We start from the raw sequence: 14,915 nt of genomic DNA, 5'->3' as shown, positions 1-14,915 counted from the left end.
GTGAAGCGGTGGCTCCGTCGACGGACGTACGACACCGCCGGCCGGCAGCGTCCCGAGCTCGATCAGGTCTCCCGGCTCCCGGAGTCGGGCGGTGCCGTGCGGTGGACGCTGCGTACGGCTGTCACGTCCGGGGACACCGGCGGGGGCGGGACGTGGGCGCTGAGTGCCGCGAGGCGGCGTTTGACGCTGGTCGCGATGGACTGGCCGAGGACGAAACGGGTGGCCGTGGCGGCGCGGGGCGCGTGGTCGAGCAGCCGGTGGGCCTCCGGGCTGCGCAGGCCGGTGTGGCGCAGGTACAGGTGGGCGAGGCGGTGTTCACCGGCGGCCAGGGTCCGGCCGATGCGGTCGGCCGCCTCGAGGTCGAGCCGGTTGTCGGCCGCGCCGAGCACGGCGGCGGCGCGCACCCGGCCGAGGTCCAGCAGGGTGACCCCGGCGGCCGTGGCCGCCTCCACCAGCACGGCGGCGGCCCCGGGTCCGATGCCGTTGCTGGCGACGGACAGCCGGGTGAGCCGCCCGTACGGCGCCCGCGCCAGCGCGCCGGCGAGCCGGAGGGCGCCGGGGTCGCCCAGCCGGGCCGCGGACACGTACAGCTCGTCGACGGCCCCCGAGGCGATCACCGCGGCGAGCGCCTCGGCGCCCTGCGCGCCCAGCGGGTTGCCGCCGACGAACAGCCGCTCGATGCGCCGGCCGCCGTCGGCGGCGGCCAGGAGCGCGTCGGCGAGCAGGGCCGCGCCGGACGCGGTGAGGCCCGTCTGGACGAGGTCGAGGGTGCGCAGGGTCCGCGCGGACTCGATGAGTTCGGCGGCCGCCCGGCCCGCCCCGCCGCCGAGCGGGTTGCGCTTGAGCCAGACACCGGTGACGACCTGCAGAGAGGCGCGCAGCTGGTCGGCGATCCGGCAGGCGCCGCCGGCGGTGATGCCGTTGCAGCCGAGGTAGAGCGTCTCGACCGGCGCCTCGGTGCCGGCCACGGCGGCGGCCCCGTCGTCGCCGAGGGCGTCGGTGCCCAGCAGCAGGTGCCGTACCGGCGACGGGCCGTCGGCCAGGGCCTCGGCGATCAGCGCCGCCCCCTCGGCGCCCAGCGCCTGCTTGCACAGGTCCAGACGCCCGTCCGGCAGCGCGGTCCCCGCGGTGAAGTCGAGGCGCTCCCCCGCCGGCCGCCCGGCGCGCAGCCAGTCGAGCAGCGGGGCGAGATCGGCGAGCGGCCGGGGCACGACCGGGGGCACTCCGGCGAGGCCGGCCGGCCGGTTCTCCTCGCTCACCACTCCGCCTCCCGGTAGTCCTTCAGGAACACGCCCGACACCGGGTCCCCGGCCTCGCCGCGCACGATCGGGTCGTACACCCGGGCGGCGCCGTCGACGATGTCGAGCGGGGTGCGAAAGCCGGCGCCCGCCATCCGGGCCTTCTTCGGCGCCGGGTTCTCGTCGGTGATCCAGCCGGTGTCGACGGCGCACATGTGGACGCCCCGGGGGGCGAGTTCGGCGGCGCTGGTGCGGGTGAGCATGTTCAGGGCGGCCTTGGCCATGTTGGTGTGCGGATGCCCCGGCATCTTGTTGCGCACGGTGAACCGGCCCTCGACGGCGGTGACGTTGACGACGTACCGGCGTGGGTGCGGAGAGGCGAGCAGCAGCGGCAGCAGCCGGTCGCACAGCAGGGCGGGGGCCACGGCGTTGACGAGCTGGGTCTCCAGGACCTCGGCCGCATCGAGCGCACCGAGCGTCGCCGACCAGGAGTTCTCCGGGGAGGGGTCGGGCAGCAGACCGGCCTCGTCGGCCTCGCGCAGGGCCGCGGGCAGCGGGGCGGCCCCGCCCGGGAGCATGCGCATCGGCGCGAACCCGGGGGCCTGGCGCGCCCCTCGGGGCAGCGCGTCGACCTCGCCGGCCGCGAGCAGGGCGTATGCCTGCGGAGGGCGGCGCACGGTCTGGGCCGCGTTGTTGACGAGGATGTCGAGGGGCCGGCCCTCGGCGCGCAGGTCCTCGCACAGGCCCAGCACCTGGCGCGGGTCGCGCAGGTCGACGGCGAGCACGGTGAGCCGCTCCAGCCACCGGTCGCTGCCCGGCTCGGCCCGGAAGCGGCGCACGGTGTCGTGCGGGAACCGGGAGGTGACCTGGACCTCGGCGCCGTCGCGCAGCATCATCAGCGCCAGCTGGAAACCGATCTTCACCCGGCCGCCGGTCAGCAGGACGCGCCGCCCGCGCAGATCGGTGCGCAGGGCGCGGCGGGCGGTGTTGTCGGCGGCGCAGCCGGGGCAGAGCCGGTGGTAGAACGTGTCGACCTGTCGATACGGCGACTTGCAGACGTAGCAGGTACGGGGCCGCAGGAACACGCCTCCCGCGCCGGTGTCGGCGCCGGTCAGGGGTGCGTCCTCGCGCCGGTCCGGGGCTCCGGTGGCGGTGGCGGCCATCGCGGCGGCGTCGGCGGCCGACAGCTCGGCGCCGCGGGCCTTGCGGCGGCGCAGCCGTCCGTCGCGCGTGAAGGAGGCGGCGACCTGCTCGGCGCGCAGCCGTACGGGATCGTCGACCGGCAGCGCGCGCAGCCTGCCCACCAGCGCGTGGAAGGCGGCCAGTTCCGTCTCGGTGACCGGCGCGGTGACCGCCGCCCGTCCGCTCTGCTCGCCCATCCGTCCCCGCCCCCGTGCTCGCCCTACCGCGGTCCCGGCCGGATTCGAACCGGCGTCTCCACCTTGACAGGGTGGCGAGTCTGCCTCTGCTCTACAGGACCCTCCGCGCCCGGACGACCGGATTCGAACCGGCGTATCCGGCTGGGCAAGCCGGCGCGACTGCCTCTGCGCTACGCCCGGTGGCGCCCTCGGATCCTAACCGCACCCCCGCGACGCGGTCTCCGGGTTTTCGCGGCACCCCTGCCCGGCGTGCCCCGTGACGGGTCAACAGGACGCGCGCCTGATCTGGAGGCGCTCCTTCTCGGACAGACCGCCCCAGACACCGAAGCGCTCGTCGTTGGCCAGGGCGTACTCGAGACAGGCCACGCGCATGTCGCACATGCCGCAGATGCGCTTGGCCTCGCGCACCGAGCTGCCGGGCTCCGGGAAGAAGAAGTCCGCCCCGGTCTGCGCGCACAGCGCCTGGCTCTGCCAGTCGAGGTCGGACGTGGGGATCGTGTCGGTATGCATGGCCAGGATCGTGCCGCGCGGCGAAAAACGTTCGATCAACGCCGGATATACGCGGCGGGCGCAGGCCTCCGGCCGCCCCGATGATGACGCCGTGAGGGGCCTCGGCGCACGGCGGCGCGCGGAACGCGCCCTGCGGTTGTCGGTGGGCGGTGCAAGACTCGGCAGTGCAGGCAACGGGACCCTTGTGAGGAGGGCGCAGATGCTCACCACGCGTTTCGTCGACGGCGCTCCGAACTGGATCGATCTCGGCACGCCCGACATCGACGGCGCCACCTCCTTCTACGGCGCCCTGTTCGGCTGGCGCTTCGAGTCCGCGGGTCCGGACGCCGGCGGTTACGGCTTCTTCCGGTCGGAGGGCAGAACCGTCGCGGGCGGGATGCAGACCACGCCCGCGCAGGGGCCCCCGTCCTGGACCGTGTATTTCCAGTCGTCGGACGTGGACGCCACCGCCCGGGCCGCCGAAGGGGCCCACGGCCGGGTGCTCTTCGCTCCCATGGACGTGATGGGCCAGGGCATGATGGCGATCGTCGCCGACTCGGCGGGGGTGCCGTTCGGGCTGTGGGCGCCCGGGCGGAACAAGGGCGTGGACGTGGCCGGCGAGCCCGGTTCGCTGTGCTGGGTGGAGCTGTACACGCCGGACGTCGCGGCTGCGGCCGCGTTCTACTACACGACGCTGGGTCTGGAGACCTCCGCGGTCCCCTTCCCCGGTGGCGTGTACACCAGTGTCAACCCCGCGGGTGCGGGCGAGGACGCCATGTTCGGCGGGTTCGTGCCGCTGGCCGACGATCCGACCGAGGCGCGGGACGGGGCGTACTGGCTGCCCTATTTCGAGGTCGCGGACGTGGACGCGGTGGCCGCCGAGGCGGAGTCCCGGGGCGGCCGGGTGCGGATGCCGGCGGCCGACGTCGAGGGCGTGGGCCGGATCGCCCGCCTGGCCGACCCGTACGGGGCACGCTTCGCGGTGATCAGGAGCGCACAACGGCAGGCCTGACGGCCGAACCCGCTCAGACGAGACGAGGGGCGCCCGGCAGCGGCGGACCCGAGGGCGTGGGCCGAATCGCCCGCCAGGCCGACCCCTACGGGGCGCGCTTCGCGGTGATCAGGAAAGCGCGACGGGAGGCCTGACGAAACCGGACGGGCGGCCGACCCCGCTCAGACGGAGACACTGGCGCCCGGGAGCGGCGGACGCCCGCGGCGGTCGTCGACGGCGGGCCGAATCGCCCGACCAGCCGACCTCCACGGGGCGCGCTTCGCGGTATCAGGAAAGCGCAACGGGAGGCCTGACGAAACCGGACCGGCGGCCGGCCCCAGGCCAAAGCACGAGGCACCCCGGCGGGCGGACCGGTCACGCCGAAGCGCGGTGTACCAGGGTGGTCGGCAGGACCACGCCGGCCGGGGGCTCCTCGGGGGTGCGCGGGTCGAGGCGGCGCAGCAGGAGGCGGGCCATGATGCGGCCCATCTCCTCGATGTCCTGACGGACCGTCGTCAGCGGCGGGTCGGTGGCCTCGGCGACCGGCAGCATGTCGTCGAAGCCGACGACCGCCACGTCCTCGGGCACCCGCCGCCCCTGCTCGCGCAGCACCCGCAGCGCGCCGGAGGCGGTGAGGTCGTTCGCGGCGAACACCGCGTCCACGTCCGGGCGTCGGTCCAGGAGGGCGCGCATCGCACGCTCGCCGCCGCCGGGCGTGAAGTCGCTCTCCACGACGAGCCGCGGATCGGCCTCGCCCATGACGTCCCGGTAGCCGTCGAGGCGGTCGGCCGCCGAGGTCTGGTCGAGCGGTCCGGTGAGGTGCGCGATGCGGGTGCGGCCGAGGCCGAGGAGATGGCGTACGGCCTCGCGGGCCCCGCCGCGGTTGTCGCTGTCGACGTACGCCACCCCGGCGTCGCCGTCGCTCCAGCCCGGGCGGCCGCCGAACACGGTGGGCAGACCGGCGCCCCGGATGAGGCCGGGGAGCGGGTCGTCGAGGTGGAGGGAGAACACCAGGGCGCCGTCGACATGGCCGCCGGCGAGATAGCGGGCGACCCGTGTGTGGTCGTCGCGGCCCTCGGTGAGCAGCAGGACGAGCTGGTTGTCCTGGGCGGTCAGCTCCTTGCTGATGCCGCGCAGTTGCAGCGCGAAGAACGGGTCGGCGAAGACTCTGGTCTCGGGTTCGGCGATGACGACGGCCACGGCGCCGTGCCGTCTGGTCACCAGGGAGCGGGCCGCCTGGTTGGGCACGTACCCGAGTTCCTCCACGGCCCGCCGGACCCGCTCCACCAGGGGTTCCCGGACCCCGTCCCCACCGTTGACGACCCTCGACACGGTGGCCCTGGACACCCCGGCGCGGGCGGCCACGGCCTCCAGGGTGGGACGCTGCGCGGTCTCGGTCACGGCGGGGCTCCTCCTCGGACCTCGGTGGGTGCGGATCAGGATAGCTCCGTGAGGTGGCCGGTGAGAGCGCTCTCGCCACCGGACGGGCGCCCGGGCGGTGACCCCGCCGCCGGGAGGACGTCACGGAAGCCCCTGAGGTCCGCCACGGGAGCCGGCAGGGTCAGGGGCCCGTCGGCCCGGGCGGGGGCGGCGCGGACCTGCCCCGGCGGTGGGAGCCGGAGGGCGGCGGGGCGTCCTCGCCGCGGGCCCGGCTCGGCTGGACCCGCTTCGGCTCGCCCGGCATCTTCGGGTACTCCGGGGGGTACGGGAGGTCGCCGAGGCCGTGGTCGTGCTCGTCGCGGCGGGCGAGTTCCAGGAGGGGCTCCAGGGAGAAGGCGTGCTCGTCCATGTCGGCGTGGACGTCGCCGAGTGCGGCGAAGCGGGCCGGCATCGTCGCGAGGTCGAAGTCGCGGGGGTGCGCCTCGCCGACCTCCTCCCAGCGCAGGGGCGCCGAGACGGGGGCGTGCGGGCGGGGCCGTACGGAGTAGGCGGAGGCGATGGTGCGGTCCCGGGCGGTCTGGTTGTAGTCGAGGAAGATGCGCTCGCCGCGCTCCTCCTTCCACCACCTGATCGTCACCCGGTCCGGCATCCGCCGCTCCATCTCCCGGCCGACGGCGATGGCGGCGCGCCGCACCTGGGTGAAGGTCCACTCCGGCCGGATCGGCACGAAGACGTGCAGTCCCCGGCCGCCGGAGGTCTTGGGCCAGCCCCGCAGACCGCCGAACTCGTCGAGGACGGCGCGTAGTTCGTGGGCGGCGCGGACGGCGTCGTCGAAGTCGGTGCCGGGCTGCGGGTCGAGGTCGATGCGCAGTTCGTCGGGGCGGTCCACGTCGTCGCGGCGGACGGGCCAGGGGTGGAAGGTGAGCGTGCCGTACTGGGCGGCCCACAGCACGGCCGCCTCCTCGGTGGGGCACATCTCGTCGGCACTGCGCCCGCTGGGGAAGGTGATGTGGGCGGTGGGGATCCAGTCGGGCATGTTCTTCGGGGCCCGCTTCTGGAAGAAGGACTCACCGGTCACGCCCTCCGGGTAGCGCTCCAGGGTGGTGGGACGGTTGCGCAGGGCACGCAGGACGCCGGGCGCGACGGCCTGGTAGTAGCGGGCGAGGTCCAGCTTGGTGAAGCCGCGCTCCGGGAAGAACACCTTGTCGGGACTGGACAGCCGTACGGTCCGGCCGCCCGCCTCCAGTTCCACCGCATCAGCCATGCGAGCCACGGTAGGCGTACCGCCCATGACCCGCATACCGGGCGATCCGCCCGCCGCGTTCGCCGTGGGGGACGGTCGCCCGGCCGGAGCGTCGGCGACGGCCGGGCGACGGGCGAGGGCGCAGCTTCGATGGCCCTCGCCCCCTCTTCGGAGCCGTCGCCCGCGCGGATGGGTGCGGCGTGCGGGTGTCCTGGGCGGCTCGTACAGTCGGAGCCATGGATCTTCCGGTGATGCCGCCCGTGAAGCCGATGCTCGCCAAGTCGGTGGCGGCGATCCCGGCGGGGATGCAGTACGAGGCCAAGTGGGACGGGTTCCGGGCGATCGTGTTCCGCGACGGGAGAGAGGTCGAGCTGGGCAGCCGCACCGGGAAGCCGCTGACCAGGTACTTTCCCGAGCTGGTGGAGGCGCTGAAGGAGCGGCTGCCCGAGCGGTGCGTGCTGGACGGGGAGATCGTCATCGCGCGGGAGGGGCGGCTGGACTTCGACGCGCTCACCGAGCGCATCCACCCGGCCGAGTCGAGGGTGCGCACGCTGGCGGAGCGGACACCGGCCTCGTTCGTGGCGTTCGACCTGCTGGCGCTGGCCGACACCGCGCTGCTCGACGTACCGCTGAGCGAGCGGCGGGAGCTGCTGACCGGGGCGCTGGCGGGGGTGACGCCGCCGGTGCACGTGGCGCCCGCGACGACGGACGTCGAGGTGGCCCGGCGGTGGTTCGAGCAGTACGAGGGCGCGGGTCTCGACGGGGTGATCGCCAAACCGCTCACCCTGCTCTACCGGCAGGACGAGCGGGCCATGTTCAAGGTGAAGCACGAGCGCACCGCCGACGTGGTGGTCGCCGGCTACCGCCTGCACAAGAGCGGGCCGGTCGTCGGGTCGCTGCTGCTGGGCCTGTACGACGACGGGGGCGCCCTCCAGCACGTGGGCGTGTCCGCCGCCTTCCCCATGAAGCGCCGGGCCGAACTGATCGAGGAGCTGGAGCCGTTGCGGATGGCGGATGTCACCGGGCACCCGTGGGCGGCCTGGGCGCAGGAGGCCGCCCATGAGACGGCGCGGCTGCCGGGGGCGCCGAGCCGCTGGTCGGGCAAGAAGGACCTGTCCTGGGTGCCGCTGCGGCCGGAGCGGGTGGCCGAGGTGGCGTACGACCACATGGAGAACGGGGCGCGCTTTCGGCACACGGCCCGCTTCCGCCGCTGGCGCCCGGACCGCACCCCGGAGAGCTGCACGTACGGCCAGCTGGAAGAGCCGGTGCGCTACGACCTCGCGGAGATCCTCGGGGCGCCGCCGCAGCCCCCGACGGCGCCCCCGTCGGCACGCTGACTCACGGCGTCAGCAGGATCTTCACCGCGCCGTCCTGCTTGCGCTGGAACATCTCGTACGCGTGCGGCGCCTCGGCCAGCGGCAGCCGGTGGGTGGCGAAGTCGTCGACGCCGAGCGGGTCCTCGTCGGTGAGGTACGGCAGGATGTCGTCGGCCCAGCGGCGCACATTGGCCTGGCCCATCCGGATCTGGACCTGCTTGTCGAACAGGGTGAGCAGGGGCAGCGGGTCGGCCGTGCCGCCGTAGACACCGGTCAGGGAGAGGGTGCCGCCGCGCCGCACCAGCTCGATGGCGGTGCGCAGGGCGGCGAGCCGGTCCACGCTGAAGCGTTCCGCCAGGGGACCGCCGAGCGCGCGCGGCAGCAGCCCGGCGGCGTTCTGGACCAGACGGGCGGCCGCGCTGCCGTGCGCCTCGGTGCCGACGGCGTCGATCACGGCGTCGGGGCCGCGCCCGTCGGTCTCGTCGCGCAGGGCGGTGATCAGCTCCTTCTCGCTGTCGAAGGCGCGCAGGTCGTACGTCTCGACCCCGCGCGCCCGCGCCCGGCGCAGCCGCTCGCCGACCAGGTCGACGCCGAACACCCGCCCGGCGCCGCGCAGCCGGGCGATCCGGCAGGCCATGTCGCCGATGGGGCCGAGGCCGAGCACCGCGACACTGCCGCCGGGCGGGACGTCGGCGTAGGCGACGGCCTGCCAGGCGGTGGGCAGGACGTCGGAGAGGTACACGAACCGGTCGTCGGGCGGGCCCTCGGGGACCTTGATCGGGCCGAACTGGGCCTGCGGGACGCGCAGATACCCGGCCTGGGCGCCGGGCACCGAGCCGTACAGGCGGGTGTAGCCGAACAGGGCGGCGCCCATGCCCTCGGAGCTGACCTGGGTGGTCTCGCACTGCGTGGGCAGCGAGTTGAGGCACATCCAGCAGGTGCCGCAGGCGATCTGGAACGGCACCACGACCCGGTCGCCGGCCTTCAGGTCGGGCACCGCGGCGCCGACCTCCTCGACGATGCCGATCGGCTCGTGGCCGAGGATGTCGCCGGGGGTCATGAACGGGGTGAGCACCTCGTACAGGTGCAGGTCGGAGCCGCACAGCCCGGTGGACGTGATGCGGACGACGGCGTCCGTGGGTTCCTGGATCTGCGGGTCGGGCACGGTCTCCACCCGGACGTCCCGCTTGCCCTGCCAGGTCACTGCCTTCATGGTGGTGCGCTCCCTCCGCCGGTCCGGTCCGTCCCGGCGGGCCCGGGGGCGCCGTTCCCGGCTGGGCCCCGGGTACCCGGACCGCGGGCCCCGTCACACCGGCCCCGTCCACGCGCAGGCGCGACCGGACGGACGGGCGCACAATCGAGGGACGGAGACGGGGTGGCGATGGTGGGTGAGCGACGCGCGAGACGCTCCAGGGCGGCGGTCCGGGCGACACCGGCCGGGGCCCTGCTCGCCGCCGCCCTCGCCGTCTCCCTGTCCCTCACCGCGGGCTGTACGACGTCCCGCTCCCCGTCGCCCGACGACGGGCGCAGCACGTCGGGGCGGCCGCAGGGCACCAGCCCGCCCGCCACGTCCCTCGGCCCGGTGCTCGCCGTGAAGATCGACAACGCGGACGCGGCCCGCCCGCAGACCGGGGTGGACGCCGCGGACGTCGTCTACGTCGAGCAGGTCGAGGGCGGGCTGAGCCGGCTGATGGCGGTGTACGCGAGCAGGCTCCCGCCGGCGGTGGGGCCGGTGCGCAGCGCCCGTGAGTCGGATCTGGAGCTGCTGGGCCAGTTCCGGCGGCCGCTGCTGGCGTTCTCCGGGGCGCAGCACAAGCTGCTGCCGCTGATCGACCGGGCGCCCCTGGACGCCGTGACCCCGGGCGACGCGTCGCGCGCCTATGTCCGCGGCCCGGGCCGGGCCGCCCCGCACAATCTCTACCTGCGCCCGGACCGGCTGCTGTCCTCGGCGCCGGGCGCGGCGGCGCTGACCACCGGCTTCCGTTACGGCCCCGCGCCCCTGGGCGGCCGGACGCAGGCCGCGCGGACCGTGCGCTATCCGGCGGCCCGTTTCACCTTCACCTGGTCGGCGGACCGGGCCCGCTGGCTGGTCTCCATGGACGGCACGCCGACGGTGACGGCCGACGGACAGCGGGTGGCCCCGGCCACGGTGGTGGTGCAGTACGTCAGGACGCGCGCCTCGGCGTTCCACGACTTCCTCGGCAACAACACGCCGTACACCGAGACGGTGGGGTCGGGGACGGCGGAGGTGCTGCGCGACGGCCGGGCCTACGACGTGCGCTGGAAGCGGCCGACGGCACGGGACGGCACGGACTTCACCACCGCCGACGGCAATCCGGTCGACTTCGCGCAGGGGCAGGTGTGGGTGGTCTTCGCGAAGGCTCCGCCGGACACCCCTTAGACGGGTGGACGGGCCCGGGTGGTCAGTCGTGCGGCACGAGCCGTTCCGTGGGGTTGCGCAGGCTTTCCGCCGCGTCCGAGACCCTGCGGATCAGATCCAGGAACTGTTCCTGCTCCGCGGCGGAGAGCGGGGCGAGGAAGACCTGGTTCATCCGGGCCGTGCGGACGGTCAGTTTGCGGTGGGTGCGCAGGCCGTCGTCCGTGAGGCGCAGCAGGGAGCGGCGGCCGTCCTGGGGGTCGCGGACCTTGTCGAGCAGCCCGCGGCGGCCGAGCCTGCTGATGACCTCGGCGATGGTCGACCGGTCGAGACCGACCCGCTCCCCCACCGTGCGCTGGTCCAGTCCCGGCTCGGCGACGAGCGCGTTGAGGACGGCGAACTGCGGGGAGGTGATCTCCTCGGAGACCATCGTGTTCCACAGCAGGTAGTGCGCCTGCTGCAGCCGCCGGGCGAGGTGCCCGGGGTGGGTGGTGAGGTCCAGCGCGCCCATGTGCACTCCCCGTCCGATTCAGTCCGTGCACTGAATAATACGCGCCCTCGCGCCCGCTCGGCAGGCGACCCGTCATCTTCCCAGCTCTTGACGGACTTCGGTGACCAGTGGCAGCGTGGGCCACCTCGCTGGAATACTCAGTGCGCTGATTAATTCGCAGAGATGGGGCTCCACGGATGGACAAGGTGGTCGCCACGGCCCTGGAGGCGGTGGCCGACGTGCCGGACGGCGCGTCGCTGGCGGTGGGCGGTTTCGGGCTGAGCGGCGTGCCGAACGTCCTCGTCCAGGCCCTGTACGAGCGGGGCGTGAGCGCGCTGTCGGTCGTCTCCAACAACTGCGGGGCGATGGAGTCGGGCCTCGCGGTCCTGCTCGCCGCCGGGCGGATCTCCCGGGTGACCGGTTCCTACATCGGCGGGAACAAGGAGTTCGCCCGGCAGTACCTGGCCGGGGAGGTGGAGCTCGAGATGATCCCGCAGGGCACCCTCGCCGAGCGGCTGCGGGCCGGCGGCGCGGGCATCCCGGCCTTCTACACCCCTGCCGGGGTGGGCACCCAGGTCGCCGAGGGCGGGCTGCCGTGGCGCTACGACGGTGAGGGCGGCGTCGCGCTGGCGTCCCCGCCGAAGGAGGTGCGCGAGTTCGACGGCACCCCGTATGTGCTGGAGCGCGGTATCCGCACCGACTTCGCCCTGGTCCGGGCCGCCCGGGGCGACCGGCACGGCAACCTGGTCTTCAACAAGTCCGCCCGCAACTTCAACCCGCTGGCCGCGATGGCCGGGCGGATCACGGTCGCCGAGGTGGAGGAACTCGTGGAACCCGGGGAGATCGACCCGGACGCGGTGCACCTGCCGGGCGTCTTCGTGCAGCGGGTGGTCGCGCTGACCCCCGAGCAGGCCGCCGACAAGCAGATCGAGCAGCGGACGGTGAGCCGCTGATGGCCTGGACACGTGAGCAGATGGCCGCCCGGGCCGCGCGCGAGCTCCGCGACGGGCAGTACGTCAACCTGGGCATCGGACTGCCGACGCTGATCCCGAACTTCCTGCCGGAGGGCGTGGAGGTGATCCTGGAGTCGGAGAACGGCATCCTGGGCACCGGCCCCTACCCGGCCGAGGACGCCGTCGACCCGGATCTGATCAACGCGGGGAAGGAGACGGTGACGGTCCTGCCGGGTGCTTCCTTCTTCGACTCGGCGCTGTCCTTCGGGATGATCCGCGGCGGGCACATCGACGTCGCCGTGCTCGGCGCCATGCAGGTGTCCGCGCGGGGCGACCTGGCCAACTGGGCGGTCCCCGGGAAGCTGATCACCGGGATCGGCGGCGCGATGGACCTCGTCCACGGGGCCCGTACGGTCGTCGTGGTGATGGCCCACACCGCCAAGGACGGCTCGCCGAAGATCCTCGAGGAGTGCGCGCTGCCGCTCACCGGCGCGCGGTGCGTGAACCGCGTCGTCACCGACCTCGGGGTGATCGACGTGACCCCGGACGGGCTCCTGCTGACCGAGGTCGCGCCCGGGGTCGGTGTCGAGGACGTCGTCGCCCGGACCGGCGCCGAGCTGACCGTCTCCCAGGACCTGCGGTGAACACGGTCCACGCCGTCGGCACCGTCCGTACCCCGGACCCCCGCCACGGCGACGCCCTCGCGGGGGTCCGGGGCACCGTCCGTACCCCGGACCCCCGCCACGGCGACGCCCTCGCGGGGGTCCGCCCGGACCACCTCGCCGCCCACGCCGTCCGTACGCTGCCGGCCCGGACGCCCGCGCCGCTCGCCGGCACCCTCGCCCACCGGCTCGCCCGCCGGCTCGCCCGCCGGGGCAGCGGGACCGGTGTCGCCACCCTCCACGCCGGCGTGGGCCAAGGCCCCGCCCCCGTCCTCGAACGTTAGGCCTCCAGGAAACGTCATGACACTCACCCAGCACGACATCGACCAGGAGATCGCGGCCGAGCGCGCCGCGTACGACAAGCGCCTCGCCGACGGCGCGCCCGTGGAGCACCAGCCGCGCCGCGACTACGCGCCGTACCGCTCCTCGGTCCTGCGGCACCCGAAGCAGCCGCCGGTCACCATCGACGTCTCGAAGGACCCGGAGCTGGTGGAGCTGCACTCCCCCGCCTTCGGCGAGCGCGACATCACCGAGATCGACAACGATCTGACGCGCCAGCACGCCGGCGAGCCGATCGGCGAGCGCATCACCGTCTCCGGGCGGCTGCTGGACCGCGAAGGCCGCCCGATCCGCGGCCAGCTGATCGAGATCTGGCAGGCCAACTCGGCGGGCCGGTACGCCCACCAGCGCGAGCAGCACGACGCCCCGCTGGACCCGAACTTCACCGGCGTGGGCCGCACCCTGACCGACACCGACGGCCGGTACCACTTCACGACCGTGCAGCCGGGCCCCTACCCGTGGCGCCAGCACCTCAACGCCTGGCGGCCCGCCCACATCCACTTCTCGCTCTTCGGCACGGCGTTCACCCAGCGGCTCGTGACCCAGATGTACTTCCCGAGCGACCCGCTGTTCCCCTACGACCCGATCATCCAGTCGGTGACGGACGACGCGGCCCGCCAGCGGCTGGTCGCGACCTACGACCACAACCTGTCGGTGCCGGAGTTCTCGATGGGCTACCACTGGGACATCGTGCTGGACGGCCCGCACGCCACCTGGATCGAAGAAGGGCGCTGACCTGCCATGACGAAGATCGACACAACCCGTCCGGAGACCGTGCTCCCGACCCCGTCGCACACGGTCGGCCCCTTCTACGGCCATGCCCTGCCGTTCCCCGGCGGCGGCGACATCGCCCCGCTCGGCCACCCGGACACCATCGCCCTCCAGGGGTACGTGTACGACGGCGAGGGAGCCCCGCTGCCGGACGCGTTCGTGGAGCTGTGGGGCGCCGACCCCGACGGCCGGGTGCCGCAGGTCCACGGCTCGATGCGGCGCGACCCGGCCACCGGCGGCTTCCTCGGCCGCAACGGCGTGGAGTTCACCGGCTGGGGCCGCGTCCAGACCGACGCCGACGGCCACTGGTCGGCCCGCACCCTGCGGCCCGGGGCGCGCGGGAACAGCGCCCCCTATCTCAGCGTCTGTGTGTTCGCCCGCGGTCTGCTGGTGCACCTCTACACCCGGATCTACCTGCCGGGCGACGAGGCCGCGCTCGCCGCCGACCCGCTGCTGGAGCGGCTCGACCCGGCGCGCCGGGCCACGCTGATCGCCACGGACGGCCCACTGGGCACCTACCGTTTCGACATCCGCCTTCAGGGCGAAGGCGAGACGGTGTTCCTGGAGTTCCAGTGACGGATGCCCGGCCCGAGTCCGGTCTGCTCTCCCCGGGGTGGACCGGCTCCCCCGCCGCCCTTGCGACGAGCGACGACGCCTACCTGCGGGCGCTGCTGGACGCGGAGGCCGCGCTGACCCGCGCCCAGGAAGGACTGGGCCTGGCCCCCGAGGGCGCGGGCGCCGCGGTCACCACGGCCGCGGCCGGCGCGTTCGACGCGCACTCCCTCGCCGTGCGCGCCCGCGACGGCGGCAACCCGGTGATCCCGCTGGTCGCGGACCTCACCCGGGCCGTCGGCGGCACCTTCGGCCCGTACGTCCACCGGGGTGCGACCAGCCAGGACATCATGGACACGGCGACGATGCTGGTCGCCGTGCGCGCCCTCGGGACGATCCTGGCCGACCTCGGCCGTACCCAGGAGGCGCTCGCCCGGCTCGCCGCCGCGCACCGGGACACGGTGATGCCCGGCCGGACCCTCACCCAGCACGCCGTACCGACGACGTTCGGGCTGAAGGCCGCCGGCTGGCGTTCCCTCGTCCTGGACGCGCGCGACCGGATCACCTCCGTACGGGGCTCCCTGCCCGTCCAACTCGGCGGCGCGGCCGGGACCCTGGCGGCCTTCACGGCGTACGGCGCCCGGGACGCGACGGCGCTGGTGGGCGCGTACGCGCGGGAACTCGCCCTGGCGGAACCGGTGTTGCCGTGGCACACGCTGCGCACCCCCGTCGCCG

16 protein-coding genes and 2 tRNA genes are annotated in these 14,915 nt (G+C 74.4%); 9 read left to right on the top strand and 9 right to left on the bottom strand.

Annotated elements, in window-relative coordinates:
• Positions 1-62: 62 nt before the first annotated feature.
• The 5 genes from AQJ58_RS43395 to AQJ58_RS21075 all read right to left on the bottom strand — a co-directional run bounded on the left by AQJ58_RS43395 (position 63) and on the right by AQJ58_RS21075 (position 3,127).
• The gene (locus AQJ58_RS43395) at positions 63-1,259 is read right to left on the bottom strand and encodes a leucine-rich repeat domain-containing protein (RefSeq protein ID WP_159056281.1); all 1,197 of its coding nucleotides are present in this window, start codon (positions 1,257-1,259) and stop codon (positions 63-65) included.
• Positions 1,256-2,617 (bottom strand): SDR family NAD(P)-dependent oxidoreductase, encoded by a 1,362-nt coding sequence (locus AQJ58_RS21090; protein WP_067252284.1) that lies wholly within the window; start codon positions 2,615-2,617, stop codon positions 1,256-1,258. Before AQJ58_RS21090 ends, AQJ58_RS43395 begins: the two co-directional genes overlap by 4 nt.
• A 29-nt stretch (positions 2,618-2,646) precedes the next feature.
• A tRNA-Asp gene (locus AQJ58_RS21085) sits at positions 2,647-2,718 on the bottom strand.
• Positions 2,719-2,725: 7 nt separating this feature from the next.
• Positions 2,726-2,797: transfer RNA gene (locus tag AQJ58_RS21080), tRNA-Gly, on the bottom strand.
• Positions 2,798-2,881: 84 nt separating this feature from the next.
• Entirely contained in the window at positions 2,882-3,127 is a 246-nt protein-coding gene (locus AQJ58_RS21075; protein ID WP_199844637.1) for a WhiB family transcriptional regulator, read from the bottom strand.
• A 199-nt stretch (positions 3,128-3,326) separates the two neighbouring features.
• Between AQJ58_RS21075 and AQJ58_RS21070 the strand changes: the two genes are divergently transcribed.
• On the top strand, positions 3,327-4,118 hold the full coding sequence (locus tag AQJ58_RS21070) for a VOC family protein (protein WP_067252281.1): 792 nt from the start codon (positions 3,327-3,329) through the stop codon (positions 4,116-4,118).
• Between the two features lie 354 nt (positions 4,119-4,472).
• On the opposite strand, the gene AQJ58_RS21065 is transcribed toward AQJ58_RS21070, so the two are convergent.
• Entirely contained in the window at positions 4,473-5,498 is a 1,026-nt protein-coding gene (locus tag AQJ58_RS21065) for a LacI family DNA-binding transcriptional regulator (RefSeq protein WP_067252279.1), read from the bottom strand.
• 160 nt (positions 5,499-5,658) lie between these two features.
• Positions 5,659-6,741 carry a non-homologous end-joining DNA ligase gene (gene ligD, locus AQJ58_RS21060; RefSeq protein WP_067252277.1) on the bottom strand — a complete coding sequence of 361 codons (1,083 nt, stop codon included), beginning with the start codon at positions 6,739-6,741 and terminating at the stop codon, positions 5,659-5,661.
• A gap of 215 nt (positions 6,742-6,956) precedes the next feature.
• Between ligD and AQJ58_RS21055 the strand changes: the two genes are divergently transcribed.
• Positions 6,957-8,057 carry an ATP-dependent DNA ligase gene (locus AQJ58_RS21055; protein WP_067252276.1) on the top strand — a complete coding sequence of 367 codons (1,101 nt, stop codon included), beginning with the start codon at positions 6,957-6,959 and terminating at the stop codon, positions 8,055-8,057.
• Between the two features lies 1 nt (position 8,058).
• Here the strand turns inward: AQJ58_RS21055 and AQJ58_RS21050 are convergent, their stop codons facing one another.
• Entirely contained in the window at positions 8,059-9,249 is a 1,191-nt protein-coding gene (locus AQJ58_RS21050) for a zinc-dependent alcohol dehydrogenase (RefSeq protein WP_067252274.1), read from the bottom strand.
• Between the two features lie 168 nt (positions 9,250-9,417).
• Here AQJ58_RS21050 and AQJ58_RS21045 point away from each other — a divergent pair, with 168 nt between their 5' ends.
• Positions 9,418-10,437, top strand: a complete 1,020-nt coding sequence (locus AQJ58_RS21045) for a DUF3048 domain-containing protein (RefSeq protein WP_067252633.1) — start codon at positions 9,418-9,420, stop codon at positions 10,435-10,437.
• Between the two features lie 22 nt (positions 10,438-10,459).
• Here AQJ58_RS21045 and AQJ58_RS21040 read toward each other — a convergent pair whose 3' ends face one another.
• Positions 10,460-10,924 (bottom strand): MarR family winged helix-turn-helix transcriptional regulator, encoded by a 465-nt coding sequence (locus AQJ58_RS21040; protein WP_067252273.1) that lies wholly within the window; start codon positions 10,922-10,924, stop codon positions 10,460-10,462.
• A gap of 176 nt (positions 10,925-11,100) precedes the next feature.
• Between AQJ58_RS21040 and AQJ58_RS21035 the strand changes: the two genes are divergently transcribed.
• The 6 genes from AQJ58_RS21035 to AQJ58_RS21010 all read left to right on the top strand — a co-directional run.
• A complete protein-coding gene (locus AQJ58_RS21035; protein ID WP_067252271.1) occupies positions 11,101-11,856 on the top strand; it encodes a CoA transferase subunit A in 756 nt (251 codons plus the stop codon).
• Positions 11,856-12,500, top strand: coding sequence for a CoA transferase subunit B (locus AQJ58_RS21030; RefSeq protein ID WP_067252269.1), 645 nt, complete (start codon positions 11,856-11,858; stop codon positions 12,498-12,500). The genes AQJ58_RS21035 and AQJ58_RS21030 overlap by 1 nt, the downstream gene beginning before the upstream one ends.
• Positions 12,497-12,802, top strand: a complete 306-nt coding sequence (locus AQJ58_RS21025; protein ID WP_067252268.1) for a hypothetical protein — start codon at positions 12,497-12,499, stop codon at positions 12,800-12,802. The genes AQJ58_RS21030 and AQJ58_RS21025 overlap by 4 nt, the downstream gene beginning before the upstream one ends.
• Before the next feature lie 16 nt (positions 12,803-12,818).
• A complete protein-coding gene (gene pcaH / locus AQJ58_RS21020; RefSeq protein ID WP_067252266.1) occupies positions 12,819-13,592 on the top strand; it encodes a protocatechuate 3,4-dioxygenase subunit beta in 774 nt (257 codons plus the stop codon).
• A gap of 6 nt (positions 13,593-13,598) precedes the next feature.
• A complete protein-coding gene (gene pcaG / locus AQJ58_RS21015) occupies positions 13,599-14,204 on the top strand; it encodes a protocatechuate 3,4-dioxygenase subunit alpha (RefSeq protein WP_067252265.1) in 606 nt (201 codons plus the stop codon).
• The coding region (locus AQJ58_RS21010; RefSeq protein ID WP_267892074.1) for a lyase family protein at positions 14,201-14,915 on the top strand (715 nt) is incomplete at its 3' end. The genes pcaG and AQJ58_RS21010, both read left to right, overlap by 4 nt.

Origin of the sequence: Streptomyces sp. DSM 15324 (genome assembly GCF_001514285.1) — a bacterium.
Taxonomy (GTDB): Bacteria; Actinomycetota; Actinomycetes; order Streptomycetales; family Streptomycetaceae; genus Streptomyces.
This window is presented reverse-complemented; position numbering and strand designations above follow the sequence as displayed.